The sequence below is a fragment of the Prevotella sp. P5-92 genome (assembly GCF_002251245.1).
In the GTDB taxonomy this organism is placed as follows: domain Bacteria; phylum Bacteroidota; class Bacteroidia; order Bacteroidales; family Bacteroidaceae; genus Prevotella.
The window spans coordinates 21,336-38,499 of sequence record NZ_NPJG01000009.1 but is presented as its reverse complement, the minus strand read 5'-3'; the positions used below and the strand labels follow the sequence as shown (position 1 = coordinate 38,499).

The window sequence follows — 17,164 nt, the reverse complement described above, 5'->3', positions numbered from 1 at the left end:
CTTTAACTTCTTTAACTTCCATTACTGAAAGGTAAGGATATTATTATTTCGTCACCAATGTGTCTTGGTACTAAAAACGAGAGGTAGGTCATTTGACCTACCTCTCGTGCGTATTGTATTGACGGGATTATTATGCCCAAGGATTCTCTGTTGGGTATGGCAGTGACTTTGGCTGGTTGTAAGCGATGTCCTGAATGCCGAGATACTTGAACACCTCGAAGAGAGTCTTGCCAATGTGAGAGAAGGCAACAGCTCCGTGGTGAGGATAACCCTTCTGGATGAGCACGTGGCGATAGAAGCGGCCCATTTCTGGGATAGCGAAGATACCGATACCGCCGAACGAGCGTGTAGGAACGTCGAGGACCTCACCCTCAGCGATGTAAGAGCGGAGGTTGCCTTGAGAGTCGCACTGCAAACGATAGAATGTGATGTCGCTGGCAGCGATATCACCTTCGAGAGTACCGCGTGTGAAGTCTGGTTCGCCGCCGTTCTCCAGCAGACGGTTCTGGATAAGCTGATACTTGATCTTACGGTTAGAGCACATCTTGCACTGTGGAGTGTTACCGCAGTGGAAGCCCATGAAGGTGTCGGTGAGCTTATAGCCGTACTTGCCGATGATATCCTCGTCGTAGATGTACTTTGGTACAGAGTTGTTGATGTCGAGCAGAGTGACGGTGTCGTCGCTTGCGCACATACCGATATACTCAGAAAGGGCGCCATAGATGTCAACCTCGCAAGCTACTGGGATGCCGCGGCTTACGAGACGGCTGTTGACGTAGCAAGGCTCGAAGCCGAACTGACTTGGGAATGCAGGCCAGCACTTGTCGGCGAATGCCACATACTGGCGAGAGCCCTTGTGCTCCTCTGCCCAGTCGAGCAGTGTAAGTTCGAACTGTGCCATGCGGCGGCTGAGAGAAGGATAGTAGCAGCCTTCGCCCATTTCCTTTGCCATATCCTCGCAAACAGCATCGATGCGTGGGTCGTTCTCGTGCTTCTTGTAAGCTACGAGCAGGTCGAGCTCAGAGTTCTCCTCTACCTCTACACCGAGTTCATACAAGCCCTTGATAGGAGCGTTGCAGGCGAAGAAGTCCTGTGGACGTGGACCGAAGGTAATGATCTTCAGCCCCTTCAGACCAAGGATGACGCGTGCTACTGGCACGAACTCAGCCATCATCTGAGCCACTTCCTCTGCTGTACCTACAGGATACTCAGGGATATAACCCTTAAGGTGGCGCATGCCGAGGTTGTAAGAGCAGTTGAGCATACCGCAATAAGCGTCGCCACGGCCATTGATCATGTCGCCGTCGCCTTCTGCAGCTGCAACAAACATGCAAGGACCATCGAAGTTCTTTGCGATAAGGGTTTCTGGAGTCTCAGGACCGAAGTTGCCAAGGAATACAACGAGAGCGTTGCAGCCAGCCTCTTTCACTTCAGCTACAGCCTTGAGCATGTCTTTCTCGTTTTCTACTGTAGTCTGGCAGTTAAAAAGCTCACCCTTGTAAGCCTTCACGATATTCTCGCGACGCTGTGTTGACAGAGCGATTGGGAAACAGTCACGGCTAACGGCGATGAGGCCGAGCTTCACTTGTGGAATGTTAGTACTTTGCATAATAAAGTTATTTGTTTATATTAATATTATAATTTGGTCACTATATCAGTTTTGTGCAGCAAAGGTAAGCATTTGTTGCGAAATGACCAAATCTTTTTGTGGTTTTTCTGTCATTTTTTTAATAAAATAAAGATTTATGGCTGTATTATTGATAATATAAGAGAAAAAATTTGGAGGAATAAAAGAAATATCCTATATTTGCAGTCGAAAGACAACATGTATGGTAAAGAGTTCTGTAAGATTATTGATAAGCCTGATAATGGCATTTGGCTTTGCTGACGCTGCTTTGGCTCAGGCAAAGAATGTAGTTGTATCCTTCGATCGTCAAGGCGAAGGAGTGGATGACGCACAGCTTTATGTACAGCCGATGACTGTAGGCGGCGATGTGAAGGCTGTGGAGATGTCTCGTGACGGACAGAAGTTCACGGCTACTGTTGAACCCTCACCCGATGGACTATATAACCTGGTTTATATTTGCAATCGCCTACAGACCATCGTACCTTTCTATGCCGATGGCAGCGGGAATAGTCTTAACCTCGGACTGACGTTCGACGGCACTATTCCTATGGCTAAAGACAATACCGACAACGAGGCTCTCTCAGCGATGGGAATGTATGTGGCGTCTGCCGACAGGATGCTGTGGGAGAAGCGCCCATCGTCAAAGGAGATGATTGCCAGTATGATAAAGGGATATAAGCATGCTGCCGATTCAATCAAGTCGATCTACGACTGCAATGAGGTGGTGACGCAATATATCAATATCTGGGGCTATACCGCCACATATAATGCCTTTGTATCGCTGCCAAATATTCTCGGCGTGCGCCCTGACTCTCTGCCTCTGAAGGCACACGAGGTGATGGAGCGCCCATACAAGGTGATTGATTCGCCCATGGCAGCCCTCTTCCCCATCACTCCCACGCTGATAGCCAACTTCCTGCCTCGCGGGGCTTCGCTTGAGGCAAGCATCGACTCGCTCTACGGCAACTATCGCTGTAGAGATATTATTAATAAGGTGGGAGCCAACGTGATGGAGAAATACCTCAGTCGGTTTGACTATCAGAACAACTACGACCGTGGCTTAGCGGAGTTAACTGCCGTCACAGAAAAATATAATCTCGACCGCAAGTATCTCAGCACGTTCGTCGCCAACCGCTCCACCATCAAGGGAAGTCCGTTCCCGACAGATGTGGTGCTGAAGGATAAGGACGGCAAGAGGATGGACTTCTCGCAGTTGCGCGGCAAATATGTGTATATCGACCTATGGGCATCGTGGTGTGTACCCTGTTGCCGCGAGGTGCCTCACCTGCAAAAGTTAGAAAAGGAACTGGAGAACAAGGACGTGGTATTCCTCTCCATTTCGATAGATCAGAAGGTGGAGGCTTGGAAAAAGAAGATGGCCGACCTGCAGGTGCATGGCAACCAATGGCACGACAGTGAGGGCACATTAGGCAAGGCTCTCAACGTGAAAGGCATCCCGTTTTTCCTCATCTACGACAAGGAAGGGAAACTCTATATGTACAACGCACCGCGTCCAAGTATGGGACTCGCCCTGAAGGAACTGCTTGAGGGGCTGAAATAAATTGTCTGCCATCGCAACGCATCGGTAACGCCGACGGCATCTATGGAATGCCAATATCTGCCGTTGTTGGGTCTTACCTCGTGTAAGACCGCCAGCCTCAAAGGCATCGAAATCCCATGCCTCAATGGCATTGAAACATGAATAATAATCAAACCAATTATCATAGGAGAGAATAACATGAAGAAAATTTACTCGTTAAGTATTGTATTATGCCTGATGCTGATAGGCACTGTCGGCGCGAAGGCACAGGTGGCATCAATGGCCGACCTTTTCGGAAAGTATAAGTTCACCGCCGACGTGGAAGTGACAGATGCAGGCAAGGCTTCTGAGGCTCATTTCGTCAAGGACGGCGAAGTGGTGATCACCAAAGATGCAGCCAAAATCTTTGAAGCACAGATAACAGGCTTCGCCGTGAACAATGCTACGGAGGCCATGAAGGTGAGCAATATCAACACCGAGACATGCAAATTCCAGGTAAAGAACCCCAGTGGTAACAGCTACGGCGCAATGGGTGGACTGTACTATTCGGACATCAATGGTACATATCCTTTCGGTGAAACACAAATAGAGTCGCTCGTCTTTGTTTATGACCCTAAGACAAAGGCTATGACCTGCAATGACTTCTCGCTCGTAGGCAACTGCAACTATGAAGCAAGCACATGCGAGATATTCGCGAAATATACTAATGTAAGGCTCACACTCATAGAGGCTGAGACCATCAACATCCCTGATATCAGCGGCGACTGGAAGGTGACGGGAGCTGGTGACTACGGCACTATGGAAGGCTCTGTCCTCCCTGACAATTACATGCTCACCCTTGTGCAGGATGGCAGCGCCGAGGCTTATAAGGCTACCGTGACCATCGAAGGCATCAGCCCATTCACTCTCGATGCCACCTTCGACGGCAACACCCTGGCCATACCGTTTGACAATGTGCTCATCGACGAGGCTAAGGCATACTATCTCGCAGACTTAAACGGCAACCTCACAGGTAAGTTTACATTCACCTATTCTTCAGAGAAGGCAATGCCCTCTGGCTCTGCACTCGTGATCATCACCAAGGCAGGCGAGGAACCAGCAACCGTACAGTGGTGGATGAACGGTAGCGCAAAGAAGCAGACCGATGCTCCTGAGTTCTCATGGGCCGGCAAGTTTAAGATGACAGTAGCCGACATGCTCGACTTCACAGAAGGCGCTGATCCGTTCCCCGCAGAGTCCGACTTCGAGATAACGTATTACGATGCCATCGACGCTTACTATCTTACATCAATAGTAGGATGCAATGTGGGTAATGTAAACAATGGCGGTCTTAAACTTACTATCTCTGACGAAGACCCGACCGTGGCTGAGATTTCGCTCACCGGTCCTTATGGAGCCGCTTATCTGAAGTCAAGCGATGACAATACTGTTTGGTACAAGATGGTGGATGCCAATGGTGGTCAGACTCCTCTTACCCTCAAGCGTAACGACGACGGCACGTTCACTCTGTCCAACTTCTTTATCTTCAAGGGAGCTTATGGAGTAGAAAACACACCTGTTGCAGGCATGCAAGACATCACCATCTCTACAGTAGCTCCTGTGGAACTGACATGGGACGGCGCATACCAGGCAACAGCCACCGTCACAAAATATGTTGACGGCGACTATCCAGAGACCTTCCCAATCGTCATCGAGCCTGCAGGCGACTACGGACAGTTTATCACTACCTTCATCACCGAGGACGCAAATGCTGCAAACTATGGCGGCATCCGCTTCACTCCTTCAGAGGAAGATGCCGACAAGGCAGAGATGGCAACTGACAAGTATGTCAAGACGGTGGAACCGGGTGCGAAATACTGGAAGATATACGACATGAACGGCTCTACCTCTCCACTCAGCATCACACGTAATGCCGACGGCACACTGAGCATCGCGTCGTTCAGTCTCTTTGAGATAACATACGACAGCAATTGGAACGAGGTGAAGAAGTGTCTTGCTCTTTATGAGAATGTGACTGCAACAAAGAGCTCTACAGGCATTGACCACATCGCCGTCAGTGACAAGGCACAGGGTGTGAAGATGTACGACCTCCAGGGACGCTGTCTCAGCGGCAAGGCGCTTAATGGCGGTATGAAGAACCGCATCGTCATCGTGAAGACCGCCGACGGAGCTAAGAAAATGATTGCACAATAATTTTTTCAGAGAGAATATAATTAGTTAACGAGGAGTTCTCTACGGTTGTCAGCCATGATCGTAGGGAGCTCTTCTTGGTTTAAGAACAAAATGAATAGTAAAAAAATGACAAGGAAAGACACTCGACACACTGTGGCAAAGGCCCTTTTCCTCGCTGCACTCACCGTGACAGGAGGAGGATGGGCGCCTGTCATGGCACAGGAAGCCACCCAACAGGGCGTAAAGGCTAAGGACGTCGTTGTCGTGGAAGGCGTAGTGCTCGAAAAGGCTACTGGCGAGATACTGCCAGGCGCCAGCATTGCCATCTACGTAAAGGACAAGCTGCTGACGGGTACCTCGGCAGACATTGACGGAAAGTTTAAAATAAGTGTCCCTGCAGGCAACTTTGACATAAAGGTGTCGTATATGGGTATGATTACCCAAACCATTTCGTCGAAAGAGAAAGGACTGAAAAACCTTAAGGTATTTCTCGAAGATGACTCGCACACCATACAGGATGTGGTGGTGACAGGATATGTGAACAAGAAGAAAGAGTCGTTCACGGGTGCCGTGACTCAGCTCAAAGGCGAAGACCTGAAGATGGTGTCAAACACCAATATCCTCACTGCCATCGCTGCCCTCACACCAGGTATGGCTGTGGTACAGAACTCGTCGCAGGGATCTAACCCTAACCATGTGGAAGAACTCGTGTTGCGCGGTACCAGCTCATTCTCCAACTCTGGGCAGGACGTAAACCAGCCTACCATCATCCTCGACGGTACGGAGATCACCATGCAGGAACTCTACGACCTCGACATGAACGAGGTGGAGTCGATCAACGTGCTCAAGGATGCCTCCGCCGCCGCCCTATACGGTTCGAAGGCTGCCAACGGCGTCATCGTCATCACACGTAAGCCAATAAAGAACTCTACAGTGCGTGTGCAGTATAACTTCACTGGCGACCTGCAGTTCCCGAAGCTCGGCGACTACAACGTGCTCAATGCTGCCGACAAACTCAAATACGAGCAGATGGCAGGACTCTACGATGCCAAGGGAGCCGTCAACTCTGTCACTGGCCTGCCCGAACAGTATGAACTCGATAAACTATATAACGAGAGATACAAGCTCGTGGCTGCCGGACAGAATAGCGACTGGCTCTCGCAGCCGGCACGTGTGGCTCTCTCCCACGACCACTCGCTGCGTGTATATGGAGGAGCGTCAAACATGCGCTATGAACTTACCGGACGATACGGCGACACAAGAGGTGTGATGAAAGGCGACTACCGCAAACGATACAGTCTCGGTTTCAAACTCGACTATTTCATAAAGAACACCGTGACGATTTCCAACCGTACAACATACTCCGAGGTAGATACAAAGAACACACCTTACGGTTCGTTCTCGCAATATACGAGGATGAACCCTTACGACCCGATGTATAATGCTGACGGATCGGTAAACACCAACCTCTCATGGGACATGAATAACCCACTCTACGAGGCCACACTCGGCAGCTATTCCAAGTCGGGCACTCACTCGTTCAACAACAGTACCGACGTGAGATGGGATATCAACAAGATGTTCCGACTTACTGGCCACCTGAATATCCAGAGCTCGTTAGGATGGGCAGACTCGTTCACCTCACCAAAGTCATTGAGCTATAAGAACGAGCCAGACCTCACAAAGCGCGGACAACTCGTCAAGGCCGACACCCGCACCACGAGCTATGATGCCAACGTGGTGGGAACATTCAATAAGATGTTCCAGGACGAGTCGCTTATCACGGCTTCGTTAGGCTGGGAGGTGATGCACGACAAGACACGTACAGAAAATACCGAGGCTATCGGCTTCTTCAACGACCAACTGTCGTTCATAGGCAATGCCTCGGGCTATCCTTCTGACCGCACGCCATACGGCACCCAGGGCGAGACGGCCACCGTGGGAGCATTTCTCACTGCCAACTATTCGTTTCGCAACAGGTACTTCGTCGATGGCACATGGCGTATCACCGGTTCGTCGCAGTTTGGAGAAAACAACAGATGGGGAAACTTCTGGTCGGCAGGTGCCGGATGGAATATCCTCAACGAGAACTTCATGAAAGGCATAAAGAAGAATATCGACCTCATGAAGGTTCGCTACAGCATGGGATATACAGGAAAGGTGAGCTTCTCGCCGTTCCAGGCTATGACCATGTACCAGTATCTCAACACTTACGAGTACAAGAACGGCATCGGAGCCGTGCCCCTTACAATAGGTAATGTCGATCTCGCATGGGAACGTACGATGAACTATAACGTGGGTTTCGACTTCTCGATGTTTAACCGCCGACTCAACTTCGTGTTTGATGCTTATATCCGCAAGACCACCGACCTGCTGCTTGAGAAGGCCATGGCTCCTTCTACCGGTGTCACCACCGCCACGTCAAACCTCGGCGAGATGGAAAACAAGGGTATAGAGTTCCAGGTGGACGGATATATCTTCCGTTCAAAGGACTTCTACTGGAAACTCGGTACGTCGGGATATATGAACCGCAACAAGATCACAAAGATTAACAAGGCCCTTGAGGAGATAAACAACAAGAACGAAGAGAACTCGTCGTCGTCGCTCGTGCCTCTGCCGCAGTATGCCGAGGGCGAGAGTACCACGGCACTGAAACTCGTGCGCTCAGCAGGTATCGATCCCGCTACCGGTCGCGAGATATACATTAAGCGTAACGGCGAACTCACCTTCATCTACGACTCAGCAGATAAGGTGCTCATTGGCGACACCGAACCACGATATACCGGCACCGTTAACACCAATGTTTATTGGAAGGGATTCAGCGTCTATGCCCTGCTAAACATGCGTCTCGGAGCATGGATATACAACACCACACGTGTCAGCAAGGTGGAGGGCAGCAACCCTAAATATAACGCTGACCAACGCGTGTTTGACGACCGCTGGAAACAGCCGGGCGACATCGCTCTCTACAAGAACATAGCCGACAGCTCGCGGCCCGAACAAACCGACCGCTTTGCCGAGAAGGAAAACACACTCACCCTCGGCACCCTCAACATCAGCTATGAATTTAGCGACGAACTATGTCGTCGCATGTATGTACGTAACCTGCGTTGTGGAGTCAACTTCACCGATATCCTCCGCCTCTCTACCGTGAAGATTGAACGAGGTACCGACTATCTGTATAGCCAGGGATTCGAGTTCTATGTGAATGTAACGCTTTAATTGGAAATGAGGAATTAGGAATGAGGGATTAGGAGTGAAGAATTAGGAGTGAAGAATTAGGAGTGAAGAAAGGATGGGATAAAAGTATTGTCTTTAACTTCCTTAACTTCTTTAACTTCCTTAACTTCTTTAACTTCCTTAACTTCCTTAACTTCTTTAACTTCCTTAACTTCTAAATATTCAAAAAATATGAACTATAAAAATATATTAGCAAAGACATTTATGGCAATAGGCTTGGCCTTTGCCGCCACATCATGCGACAGCTTCCTCGACATCACCCCCGACGGACAGGTGAAACGCGACGAACTGCTCGAGACTAACGAGGGCGTTGAGGACGCACTCTACGGAGTGTATGCCAAACTGCGCTCCACATCGCTCTACGGACAGGAACTCTACTTCTCGTCGCTCGAGATCATGTCGCAGACGCTATGGTGCTATGGCAACGAAAGCGTCACCGCACTGGGGAAATACAACTATGCCGACACTCGTGTAAAAAACGTATTCGCATCGGTATGGACCGACATGTATAACAATATCTCAAACGTCAACAGTGTCATCAACGCACCACTCGTGGCCAATGCCACTGAATATCCGGCAACGATATATAAAGGTGAGGCCCTGGCCCTGCGTGCGTTCATGCATTTCGACCTCATGCGTCTCTTTGCCGAGCAGATCACCGTCAATCCCACGGCTGACGGCATCCCTTATGCCACAGAGTTCTCGCTGAAGACTCCCGACTTTGAGTCGCTATCTGACAACTACGCCCATGTCATTGCCGACCTCACCGAGGCTGAACGTCTGCTCGCTGACGAGAAGCAGCATAGCGGACAGACGGCGTTTATGGCCGACCGCCAGATACATATCAATATCGATGCCGTTAGGTCTCTTCTCGCACGAGTCTATCTCACCAAGGGCGACAAGGCCAAGGCTCTCGAATATGCCGAGAAGGTCATCTCTACTTCAGGATATAAGTTGAAGACAAAGACCGAGGTGGTGAACGATGTGGCAGGAGTGCTCTCAAAGAAAGAGTGTCTCTTCGGTGTGTATTACGCTAAGTTCTACTCGCTCGTCAGTCCAAAACTGCAGCAGACCATCTCCTATTCGTCGCTCGACCTGAGAGACGGATTCATGGAGATGTATGAAAAGGGCGTCAGCGGTCTTGACTACCGCACCAACGCTTACTTCACCTCCGTGGATATGGGCGGAACGGCACGCTATCGACTCTGTAAGTTTACCGACATCTACGACCTGCAAAACAATGCCTCGGCACGTCCCGCCGACCTCATCCTCGGCATCAATCTCATCCGTTTGCCTGAGATGTACTACATTGCTGCCGAGTGTCTGCTCGACAATAACTACAACAAGGCCGTGGAATACTACAACGAGGTCATCACCAACCGTGGTCTCGACCCCATCAGCGGCGAGGGCGACGACAGCCTGACACAAGAGGTCATCAACGTCGAACGCTATCGTGAGATGATTGGCGAGGGACAGACTTTCTTCAACATGAAACGACAGAACCTCGATATCGTCTCGTACGACAACAAGACCACTTACCGTCCTGCTGACGGCATCTATGTGGTTCCCGTACCTGACTCAGAGAAGGAGAACAGAAATTAAAAAAAAGTAACTCAACTTTCGCAGGAGGGGGAAGTCAAGGACGTTAAGGACATATGTCCGAGCCTTGCAAACTCCCTTGATAGAAGCGTAGAAACTATTATTTAACTTCCTTAACTTCTGAGAGTTGAGCACATTCGAATCTTAAATGGAAAGTAATATTTGAAAACATGAAAATATCAAGGATATTAACAATAGCCATGGTGACGGCAATGACTGCCGTGTCGTGTAGCGAGACCGACTATATGACATTTGACACTGCCCGCAATGGCATCTATTTCACCAAGGACACACTCAACTACTCGTTCAGCGTGACTCCTATCGAGATAAAGACCCACACGTACAAGATACCGTTCCGTATCATGGGCTCTACCAGTAGCCAACCGCGCACTGTGGCATATACCGTCGTGGCAGAGAAGACTACGGCAAAACAGGGCGTACAGTATAATATCGGCGAGGCTGTAGTCGAACCTGACTCCATCAACGGATATATCCCCGTGGAGATACTCCGCAACGGACTCGAAGGCACTTACGCCACTGGCTACACCCGCTACACACTGCATATCGAACTGAAGTCTAACGACAACTTTGTCCCTACACTCAATGCGGCGGCACAAAGCCGTACCCTCACCTTCGACAATGCCGTCGAACAGCCTGAGTGGTATAGCGCACATGGCGACAAGGTGTGGGACAAGGCAACACTCGGCGTGTGGCATCCTTACAAGTTCATCAAGATGGTGGAATACTTCCATGCCATCAACGACATCCTGCCTGAGACATACAAGAAGATGGTGGCTGCCTATGGAGAGAACCTCGAGAACATCCCCTACGGCGACCCTTATGTATTCCGCTCTATCTTCAAGAAGTATATCTATCAGCCGATGTATGAGTTCTTCGGCGATCCAGCCAACCACGACATGATCGTTACGGCTTATCCCGACTTCCCCTTCGACTTCCCTAATCCATACGAATAAAAACGAATTACAATGAAACAGACAATAATTCAGCTCTTGAAGCTTTCTTTCTCCACACAATCCTGGAGAAAGACCGGCGGGATGGCTATCTCTCTCGCCTTGGCCACCATCGGGCTAACGTCGTGCTTCAGCGACGATACCACACTTGCCGAACGCGAGCTGTCGGAGATTGTCATCGACCAAAACTCGATGAAAGAGGTGTATAACATCAACAAAAACGAGACGCTCGTCATCACTCCGGTCTTCTCGCAGACACAAGCGCAACTCAACGTAAAGACGACATGGGAAATAGACCAGAAGGTTTATAGCAACGAGCCATCACTCTCTTTCACTGGAAAAGAACTCGGCAGTTGGAACTGTCGCCTCATCCTCGAAAACGAGGACGGACGTACATTCTATCCCTTCCGCCTCAACGTCAACTCGCCATACGAAGAGGGTATCACCATCATCAGCGCCGACAACGATGGACGCCCATGGCTCTCGTTTATGGCGGCTGACGAGAATGGGAACGACACACAGTTCTACGACTATGACTGTCTCTCGGTCAACAACAGCGACATTCAGTTCGCTTCTCATCCCGCCGACATGGTCCAGAGCGCCGGTAGCCTGATTCTCGTGTGTCAGGGCAACGGCACATCGGCCGACGTGCCAACACTTTACTATGTCAATGAGAAGACCATGACCGTCGAGAATATGCTCACCGTGACGGAGTATCCCGACTTCAAGCCCACCATCCTCGGCATTCCCTCGATGGACGCCTCCGGAGTGGCTTATCCCGTGCTCTGCGAAAACGGCAAGACCTATGAGTTCTCTACCACCGAAGGCGCACTCGTCAAACCAACAAAGCTGAAATATACTTATGCCCAAAACATGATTGTTCACGACAACGGCTCGGGATACAGCTACGAGCTGCTGGCATGGGACAGCGAGATTGGTGCCTTGGCACAGATATACAACGGCTACGGACCTTACTACTGCAGTAAGAACTATCATCAGACACGAGCCACATGTACCGGTCAGAACAACTATTTTGACGGACGCGAATTCTGTAATATGACCTACGTACGCATGACCGACGAACAGCTCGCTGCAGGAGGCGACCCGCAGGTACTGGTAATAGTTAAGAACGGACAGCTCGTCCAAAAGGTGATTCTCTCCACCTCGTTCTGGAAGTATAACTTCGATACTGCCGAGACCGTACTTAGCGATAACGGCGGAACAAAAGTCGCTGCCGTGGGAGCATGCCCGTTGACTGCTACCACACCCGCCATCGCCAACATGACGTACTACTCGCTCCTCTTTGCCGACGGCAACAAGGTGCGTCGTTGGAACTATACCACCTCGCAGCTCCTTACCAATGCCGACGTACTCCAGACCATAGGTTCTGCCGACGCCGTCATCACTGGTTTCGAGATGAGCGCCGACCACAAGAAGACCTACGTCGCATTCTACGAGCCATCGCAGACGGGCAAGAACGGCAGTCTCTGGGTGATAGATACCGACCGCGGCACCATACTGCAAAAGTACGACAATATCAGCTATCGTCCGGTAAAGATGATATACAAGAAGAAGTAGCCTCTTACCCCGTAATGGTTTCGAAAAAATCCTATACTTTAGCCAAATCGCGCGTATTCGCGTTGATTTGGCTAAAGTATTTTTAGATAATACGAAATTACACTTTATTTGAATTACTAAAAACTGAATGAAGTACGTTTAACCTATTACTGTATAACAATTAGATGTTGGTCTTTCGATAATATTGAGTTTCAGGTATCTGCGATGGGTTATGCAGGTATCTGCATAAATGTTAAAGTAATGTTAAATTCGGAAAAACGCTTGACTCGTACCTTAGGGCATGGTGTAACTTTGCACTCGCTTAGCAAAAACAACAAAAAAGAATCGCGATTATGAGTTACAAGACAAAGTTAAAAATCGGAGATTTCTCACAGATGATGCAGGTGACGGTAAAGACCCTGCGACATTATGAGCAGAAAGGACTTCTAAAGCCTGACGAGGTGGACGAATGGACTGGCTATCGCTACTACACGGTGGAACAGATGCAACGGCTGAACAATATACGTAAACTGCAGCAACTTGGCTTCTCGCTCGATGAGATCGGATTGCTCTACGAGGATGACTCGCACGACCCGACTGTAAGCCAGCTGTCAAGGAAGATACGTGAAACCGAACAGCAACTGCGCATGCTGATGGACCGCCATGAAAAACTGCTCAACTGGAGACGCTCCATTAAAGAAATCAAAACAATGGAAAAATTTTCAATTCAATCACTGCCCGAAATCATCGTGGCAAGTCACCGTGAGGTAATACCAAGTTATGAGGCCATCGGCGAGATGTGCTGCAATGTGATAGGTCCTGAGTTGCAGCGACTTGGCTGCAAGTGTCCGCCTCCAGGCTACTGTTTCACAGTGGAGCACAACGAGGAATACACGCCTACTAATATCGATATCGAATACTTTGAACAGGTGGAGGAGAAGGGACAGGATTCTTCCATCGTACAATTTAAGACACTTCCCGCAGTGCCCACAGCAATATGTATGAAGCACTATGGTCCTTACGACTGCTTCTACGAGTCTTATACCGAGCTGTTCAAGTATGTGGAGGAACAGGGATACCGCATAGCTGGCAAGCCGCGCTGCTCTTACGTTGATGGTATCTGGAACCAAGAGAATCCCGAACTATGGCTCTCCATCATCCAAGTGCCAGTGGAGAAGGATTAAGAAGGAAAAGTGGCGGTGTACATCGCAATGATTGTTAACGACAAGAAAAGAATCCCTGTAAGCCCATCGACTTGCAGGGATTCATTTTATTTCTAAAAACAGAGGTTTCCTCAAGAACGGGAATTTGATTAGCCAAAATAGTGGGGAAAGGTGTTTTTATAGCAATTCGTAACATAATCACCGAAAAAAATAGAAATAAATGTGTGTTTTGTTTGGTGATTTCATTCCTTTTGCATACCTTTGCAATGAAATATAAACAAAAGGAAAAATGGCAGAAAACAGCATATTCAACAAACAGTCGCTTGAGGCATTGGACTCAAAAGACGACATCATGGAGTCGGCAAGAGTGACACGGCCTTCGCTCAACGTGGTGCTCGGAGCCATGTTGGTGATGTGTGCCGTCACGGCGTACTGGTGTATCTTCGGTACTATAAACTATAAGGTGACGGCACAAGGCGTGCTGTTTCCGCATGGAGAAGCCACACCGCTAACACTGCCCTACGACGGTACCGTACAGCGCGTGCTCACCGCCCACGGCAGGGAGGTGAAGGTGGGCGAACCGCTCATGGAGGTGAGGACAGAGATGGCCGCCACCGACGTGAAAGCACCTGAAGACGGTGTGGTGCTGACATACCGTCAGGAAGGCGATGCCTTCAAGGCGCAGGAGGCCGTGGTATGGATGATGCCTCAGGAGAACGACCGTAAGGGTCACGAGATGCTCGTATATACCTCGTTTAATGATGTGAGAAAGCTGAAGATAGGGCAACAGGTACAGGTCACCCCCGCCAATATGGAACGCGAGAAATGGGGTTATGCCTACGGAAAGATCACCGGCATAGAGCGTTATCCCACCACCCGCGAAGAGGTGGCGAGACGACTGAAGATGGACGCCTTGGCAGCGTTCCTGCCCGAGAAAGATGCCATATACGAGGTGAAGGTGCTGATGGACAGCAGTTCGCAGCCGTCGGGACTGAGATGGAGCAGGGAGAAGGCCGAGAAAGTGGTAATCCCAACCGGCACATTCTGTAATGTGCAGATAGTGACTTCGAAGAAACGCGTTTACGAGGTTCTCATCGGGAATGTCGAAGACTGCATAAATGACTTTATGGGCGACTAACAAGAAGACGATGAAGCTGAAAAGGAGCAATATAAAGAAAGTGCCTGTAGTAATACAGATGGAGTCGGTGGAGTGTGGAGCGGCATCGTTAGACATGATACTGGCCTACTACGGCAAATGGCTTCCATTAGAGGAGGTGAGGACGGCATGCGGTGTGTCGCGCGACGGCAGTTCGGCGAAGAGCATCTTACGGGCTGCACGTGGATACGGACTCGACGCATCGGGCTATCGTGTGGAGCCGTCGGCCTTGGAAGGCATGCAACCATGTATCATCCACTGGAACTTCGAACACTTCGTGGTGTTCCGTGGCTTCAAGAAGAACAAAGCTTGTCTCAACGACCCCGCCACAGGTCCCGTGGAGGTGCCGATGGACGAGTTTGAGAAGGCCTTCACCGGCATAGCGTTAGAGTTTTACCCTACGGAAAAATTCACAAAGGGTGGACGGAAGACAAGCATATTCAGTTATGTAAAGAAACACATGCGAGGTGCCTCAAGCGCATTCTGGCTGACGCTGGTCTTCGGACTGCTCACTGCTTGTGTCACCATCGCCGTGCCAATGTTCACACGTATCTTTGCCGACGAGATACTCTCGGGACGCAACAGCGACTGGCAGACAATATTCCTCATCGCCCTCATGGCCGTAGCGTTGTTAAGCTTCGTTCTCACGCTCCTCAACGAGCGATACAGCAACCGTATAGCTGGCATGTTAGCAATAAAAGGGAACCTCAGCTTCCTGCGGCATCTGCTGACGCTGCCGATGACATTCTTCGCCATGCGATATGTGGGCGACCTGCAGCAACGCCAACATCTCAACCAGAGCGTCACCCACTCGCTCGTCAACGTCCTTGCACCACAGGTGATCAATATCGGATTGCTCGTGCTCTACCTCTTCCTTATGGTCACTTACAGCATGCCCCTGACACTGGTGGGTATCGTCGCCGTGGTGACCAACCTCGTCATGGTGCAGCACTATGCCGAGAAAAGAGTCAACCTAGTGCGCAGTCAGCAGCGTTCGTTAGCACAATACTATAACGCCACCGTGTCGTGTATCGATAATATAGAAAGCATCAAGGCGGCAGGCGCGGAGAGAGGCTTCTTCGAATACTGGAGCGGACTGTGGAGCAAGAAGTTTAACGTGGAAAGCGACGCCACCATACAAGAGCTGAAGATGGGACTCCTGCCCACTCTCGTTCTGACACTGGTGAACTCCATAGTACTTGTGCTCGGCGCATACTACATACTAAAAGGCGACCTCACAATAGGAATGCTCTTGGCGTTCCAGGGATTCATGTCGTCGTTTATGGCTCCCGTCAACGAGGTGGTGACGGCAAGTCAGAAACTCATAGAGATGCGCTCGGAGATGGAGAGCATTGAGGACGTGATGAAATACCCGGCCGACAAGCGTCAGGGCGACAGCACGACGGCAGAAGGGAAACTGGGCGGCGAACTGGAGCTGCGGCATGTCACCTTCGGCTATAACCCACTGCAACCGCCACTGATAGAAGACTTTAACCTTCACCTCATGCCGGGGAAAAGCGTGGCCTTCGTGGGATCAAGCGGGTGCGGTAAGTCAACACTGGCTAAACTCATCTCTGGACTGTACAAGCCTTGGAGCGGAGAGATACTCTTCGACGGACGGCCACTGCAAAGCATCAGCAACGAAGAGATGACAAACTCAGTGGCCGTGGTTGACCAAAACGTGGTGCTCTTTGACGATACCGTAACGCAAAACATAAAGATGTGGGACCAGTCGATAGAGGACTTCACCGTGATGATGGCATGCAACGACGCACAGATACGTGACGACATCATGAGCCGTCCAGAGGGTTTCTCCACACTACTCATCAAGGGCGGACAGAACTTCAGCGGCGGACAACGCCAGCGCATGGAGATTGCCACGGCACTGGCCAAAGAGCCAGTCATACTCATCATGGACGAGGCAACGAGTGCCCTCGATCCCACCACCGAGGAACACGTGATGGACGCCGTGAGGATGATGGGCGCCACACAGATCATCGTGGCTCACCGCCTTTCAACGATACGCGACTGTGACGAGATTATCGTGATGGACCAGGGCAAGATACTGCAACGCGGCACCCACGACGAACTCATACAACAGGAAGGAATGTACAAGGAGTTAATGAAGAACGTGTAATC

Annotated in this window: 10 protein-coding genes; 9 read left to right on the top strand and 1 reads right to left on the bottom strand. The window is 50.1% G+C overall.

The genetic code is table 11. From position 1 onward, the window contains the following. Positions 1–130: 130 nt before the first annotated feature. Positions 131–1,609, bottom strand: coding sequence for an L-fucose/L-arabinose isomerase family protein (locus CIK99_RS01745; protein ID WP_094379156.1), 1,479 nt, complete (start codon positions 1,607–1,609; stop codon positions 131–133). A gap of 220 nt (positions 1,610–1,829) precedes the next feature. Here CIK99_RS01745 and CIK99_RS01740 point away from each other — a divergent pair, with 220 nt between their 5' ends. The 9 genes from CIK99_RS01740 to CIK99_RS01700 all read left to right on the top strand — a co-directional run bounded on the left by CIK99_RS01740 (position 1,830) and on the right by CIK99_RS01700 (position 17,162). Next, a complete protein-coding gene (locus CIK99_RS01740) occupies positions 1,830–3,188 on the top strand; it encodes a redoxin family protein (RefSeq protein ID WP_094379154.1) in 1,359 nt (452 codons plus the stop codon). 177 nt (positions 3,189–3,365) lie between these two features. Further along, a complete protein-coding gene (locus CIK99_RS01735; protein WP_144007860.1) occupies positions 3,366–5,360 on the top strand; it encodes a hypothetical protein in 1,995 nt (664 codons plus the stop codon). A 90-nt stretch (positions 5,361–5,450) separates the two neighbouring features. Continuing rightward, the gene (locus CIK99_RS01730; protein ID WP_158215870.1) at positions 5,451–8,561 is read left to right on the top strand and encodes a SusC/RagA family TonB-linked outer membrane protein; all 3,111 of its coding nucleotides are present in this window, start codon (positions 5,451–5,453) and stop codon (positions 8,559–8,561) included. A 189-nt stretch (positions 8,562–8,750) separates the two neighbouring features. Further along, a complete protein-coding gene (locus CIK99_RS01725; RefSeq protein WP_094379148.1) occupies positions 8,751–10,181 on the top strand; it encodes a RagB/SusD family nutrient uptake outer membrane protein in 1,431 nt (476 codons plus the stop codon). Between the two features lie 167 nt (positions 10,182–10,348). Further along, positions 10,349–11,152 carry a DUF4843 domain-containing protein gene (locus tag CIK99_RS01720; RefSeq protein ID WP_094379146.1) on the top strand — a complete coding sequence of 268 codons (804 nt, stop codon included), beginning with the start codon at positions 10,349–10,351 and terminating at the stop codon, positions 11,150–11,152. Positions 11,153–11,164: 12 nt separating this feature from the next. Beyond that, the gene (locus CIK99_RS01715) at positions 11,165–12,727 is read left to right on the top strand and encodes a PKD-like domain-containing protein (protein ID WP_094379144.1); all 1,563 of its coding nucleotides are present in this window, start codon (positions 11,165–11,167) and stop codon (positions 12,725–12,727) included. A gap of 332 nt (positions 12,728–13,059) precedes the next feature. Beyond that, positions 13,060–13,890, top strand: a complete 831-nt coding sequence (locus CIK99_RS01710) for a MerR family transcriptional regulator (protein ID WP_094379142.1) — start codon at positions 13,060–13,062, stop codon at positions 13,888–13,890. A gap of 268 nt (positions 13,891–14,158) precedes the next feature. Continuing rightward, positions 14,159–15,007: a biotin/lipoyl-containing protein gene (locus tag CIK99_RS01705; RefSeq protein WP_094379140.1), complete on the top strand. Its 849-nt coding sequence runs from the start codon at positions 14,159–14,161 to the stop codon at positions 15,005–15,007. A gap of 10 nt (positions 15,008–15,017) precedes the next feature. After that, on the top strand, positions 15,018–17,162 hold the full coding sequence (locus CIK99_RS01700) for an NHLP family bacteriocin export ABC transporter peptidase/permease/ATPase subunit (protein ID WP_094379138.1): 2,145 nt from the start codon (positions 15,018–15,020) through the stop codon (positions 17,160–17,162). The last annotated feature ends 2 nt before the right edge of the window (positions 17,163–17,164 follow it).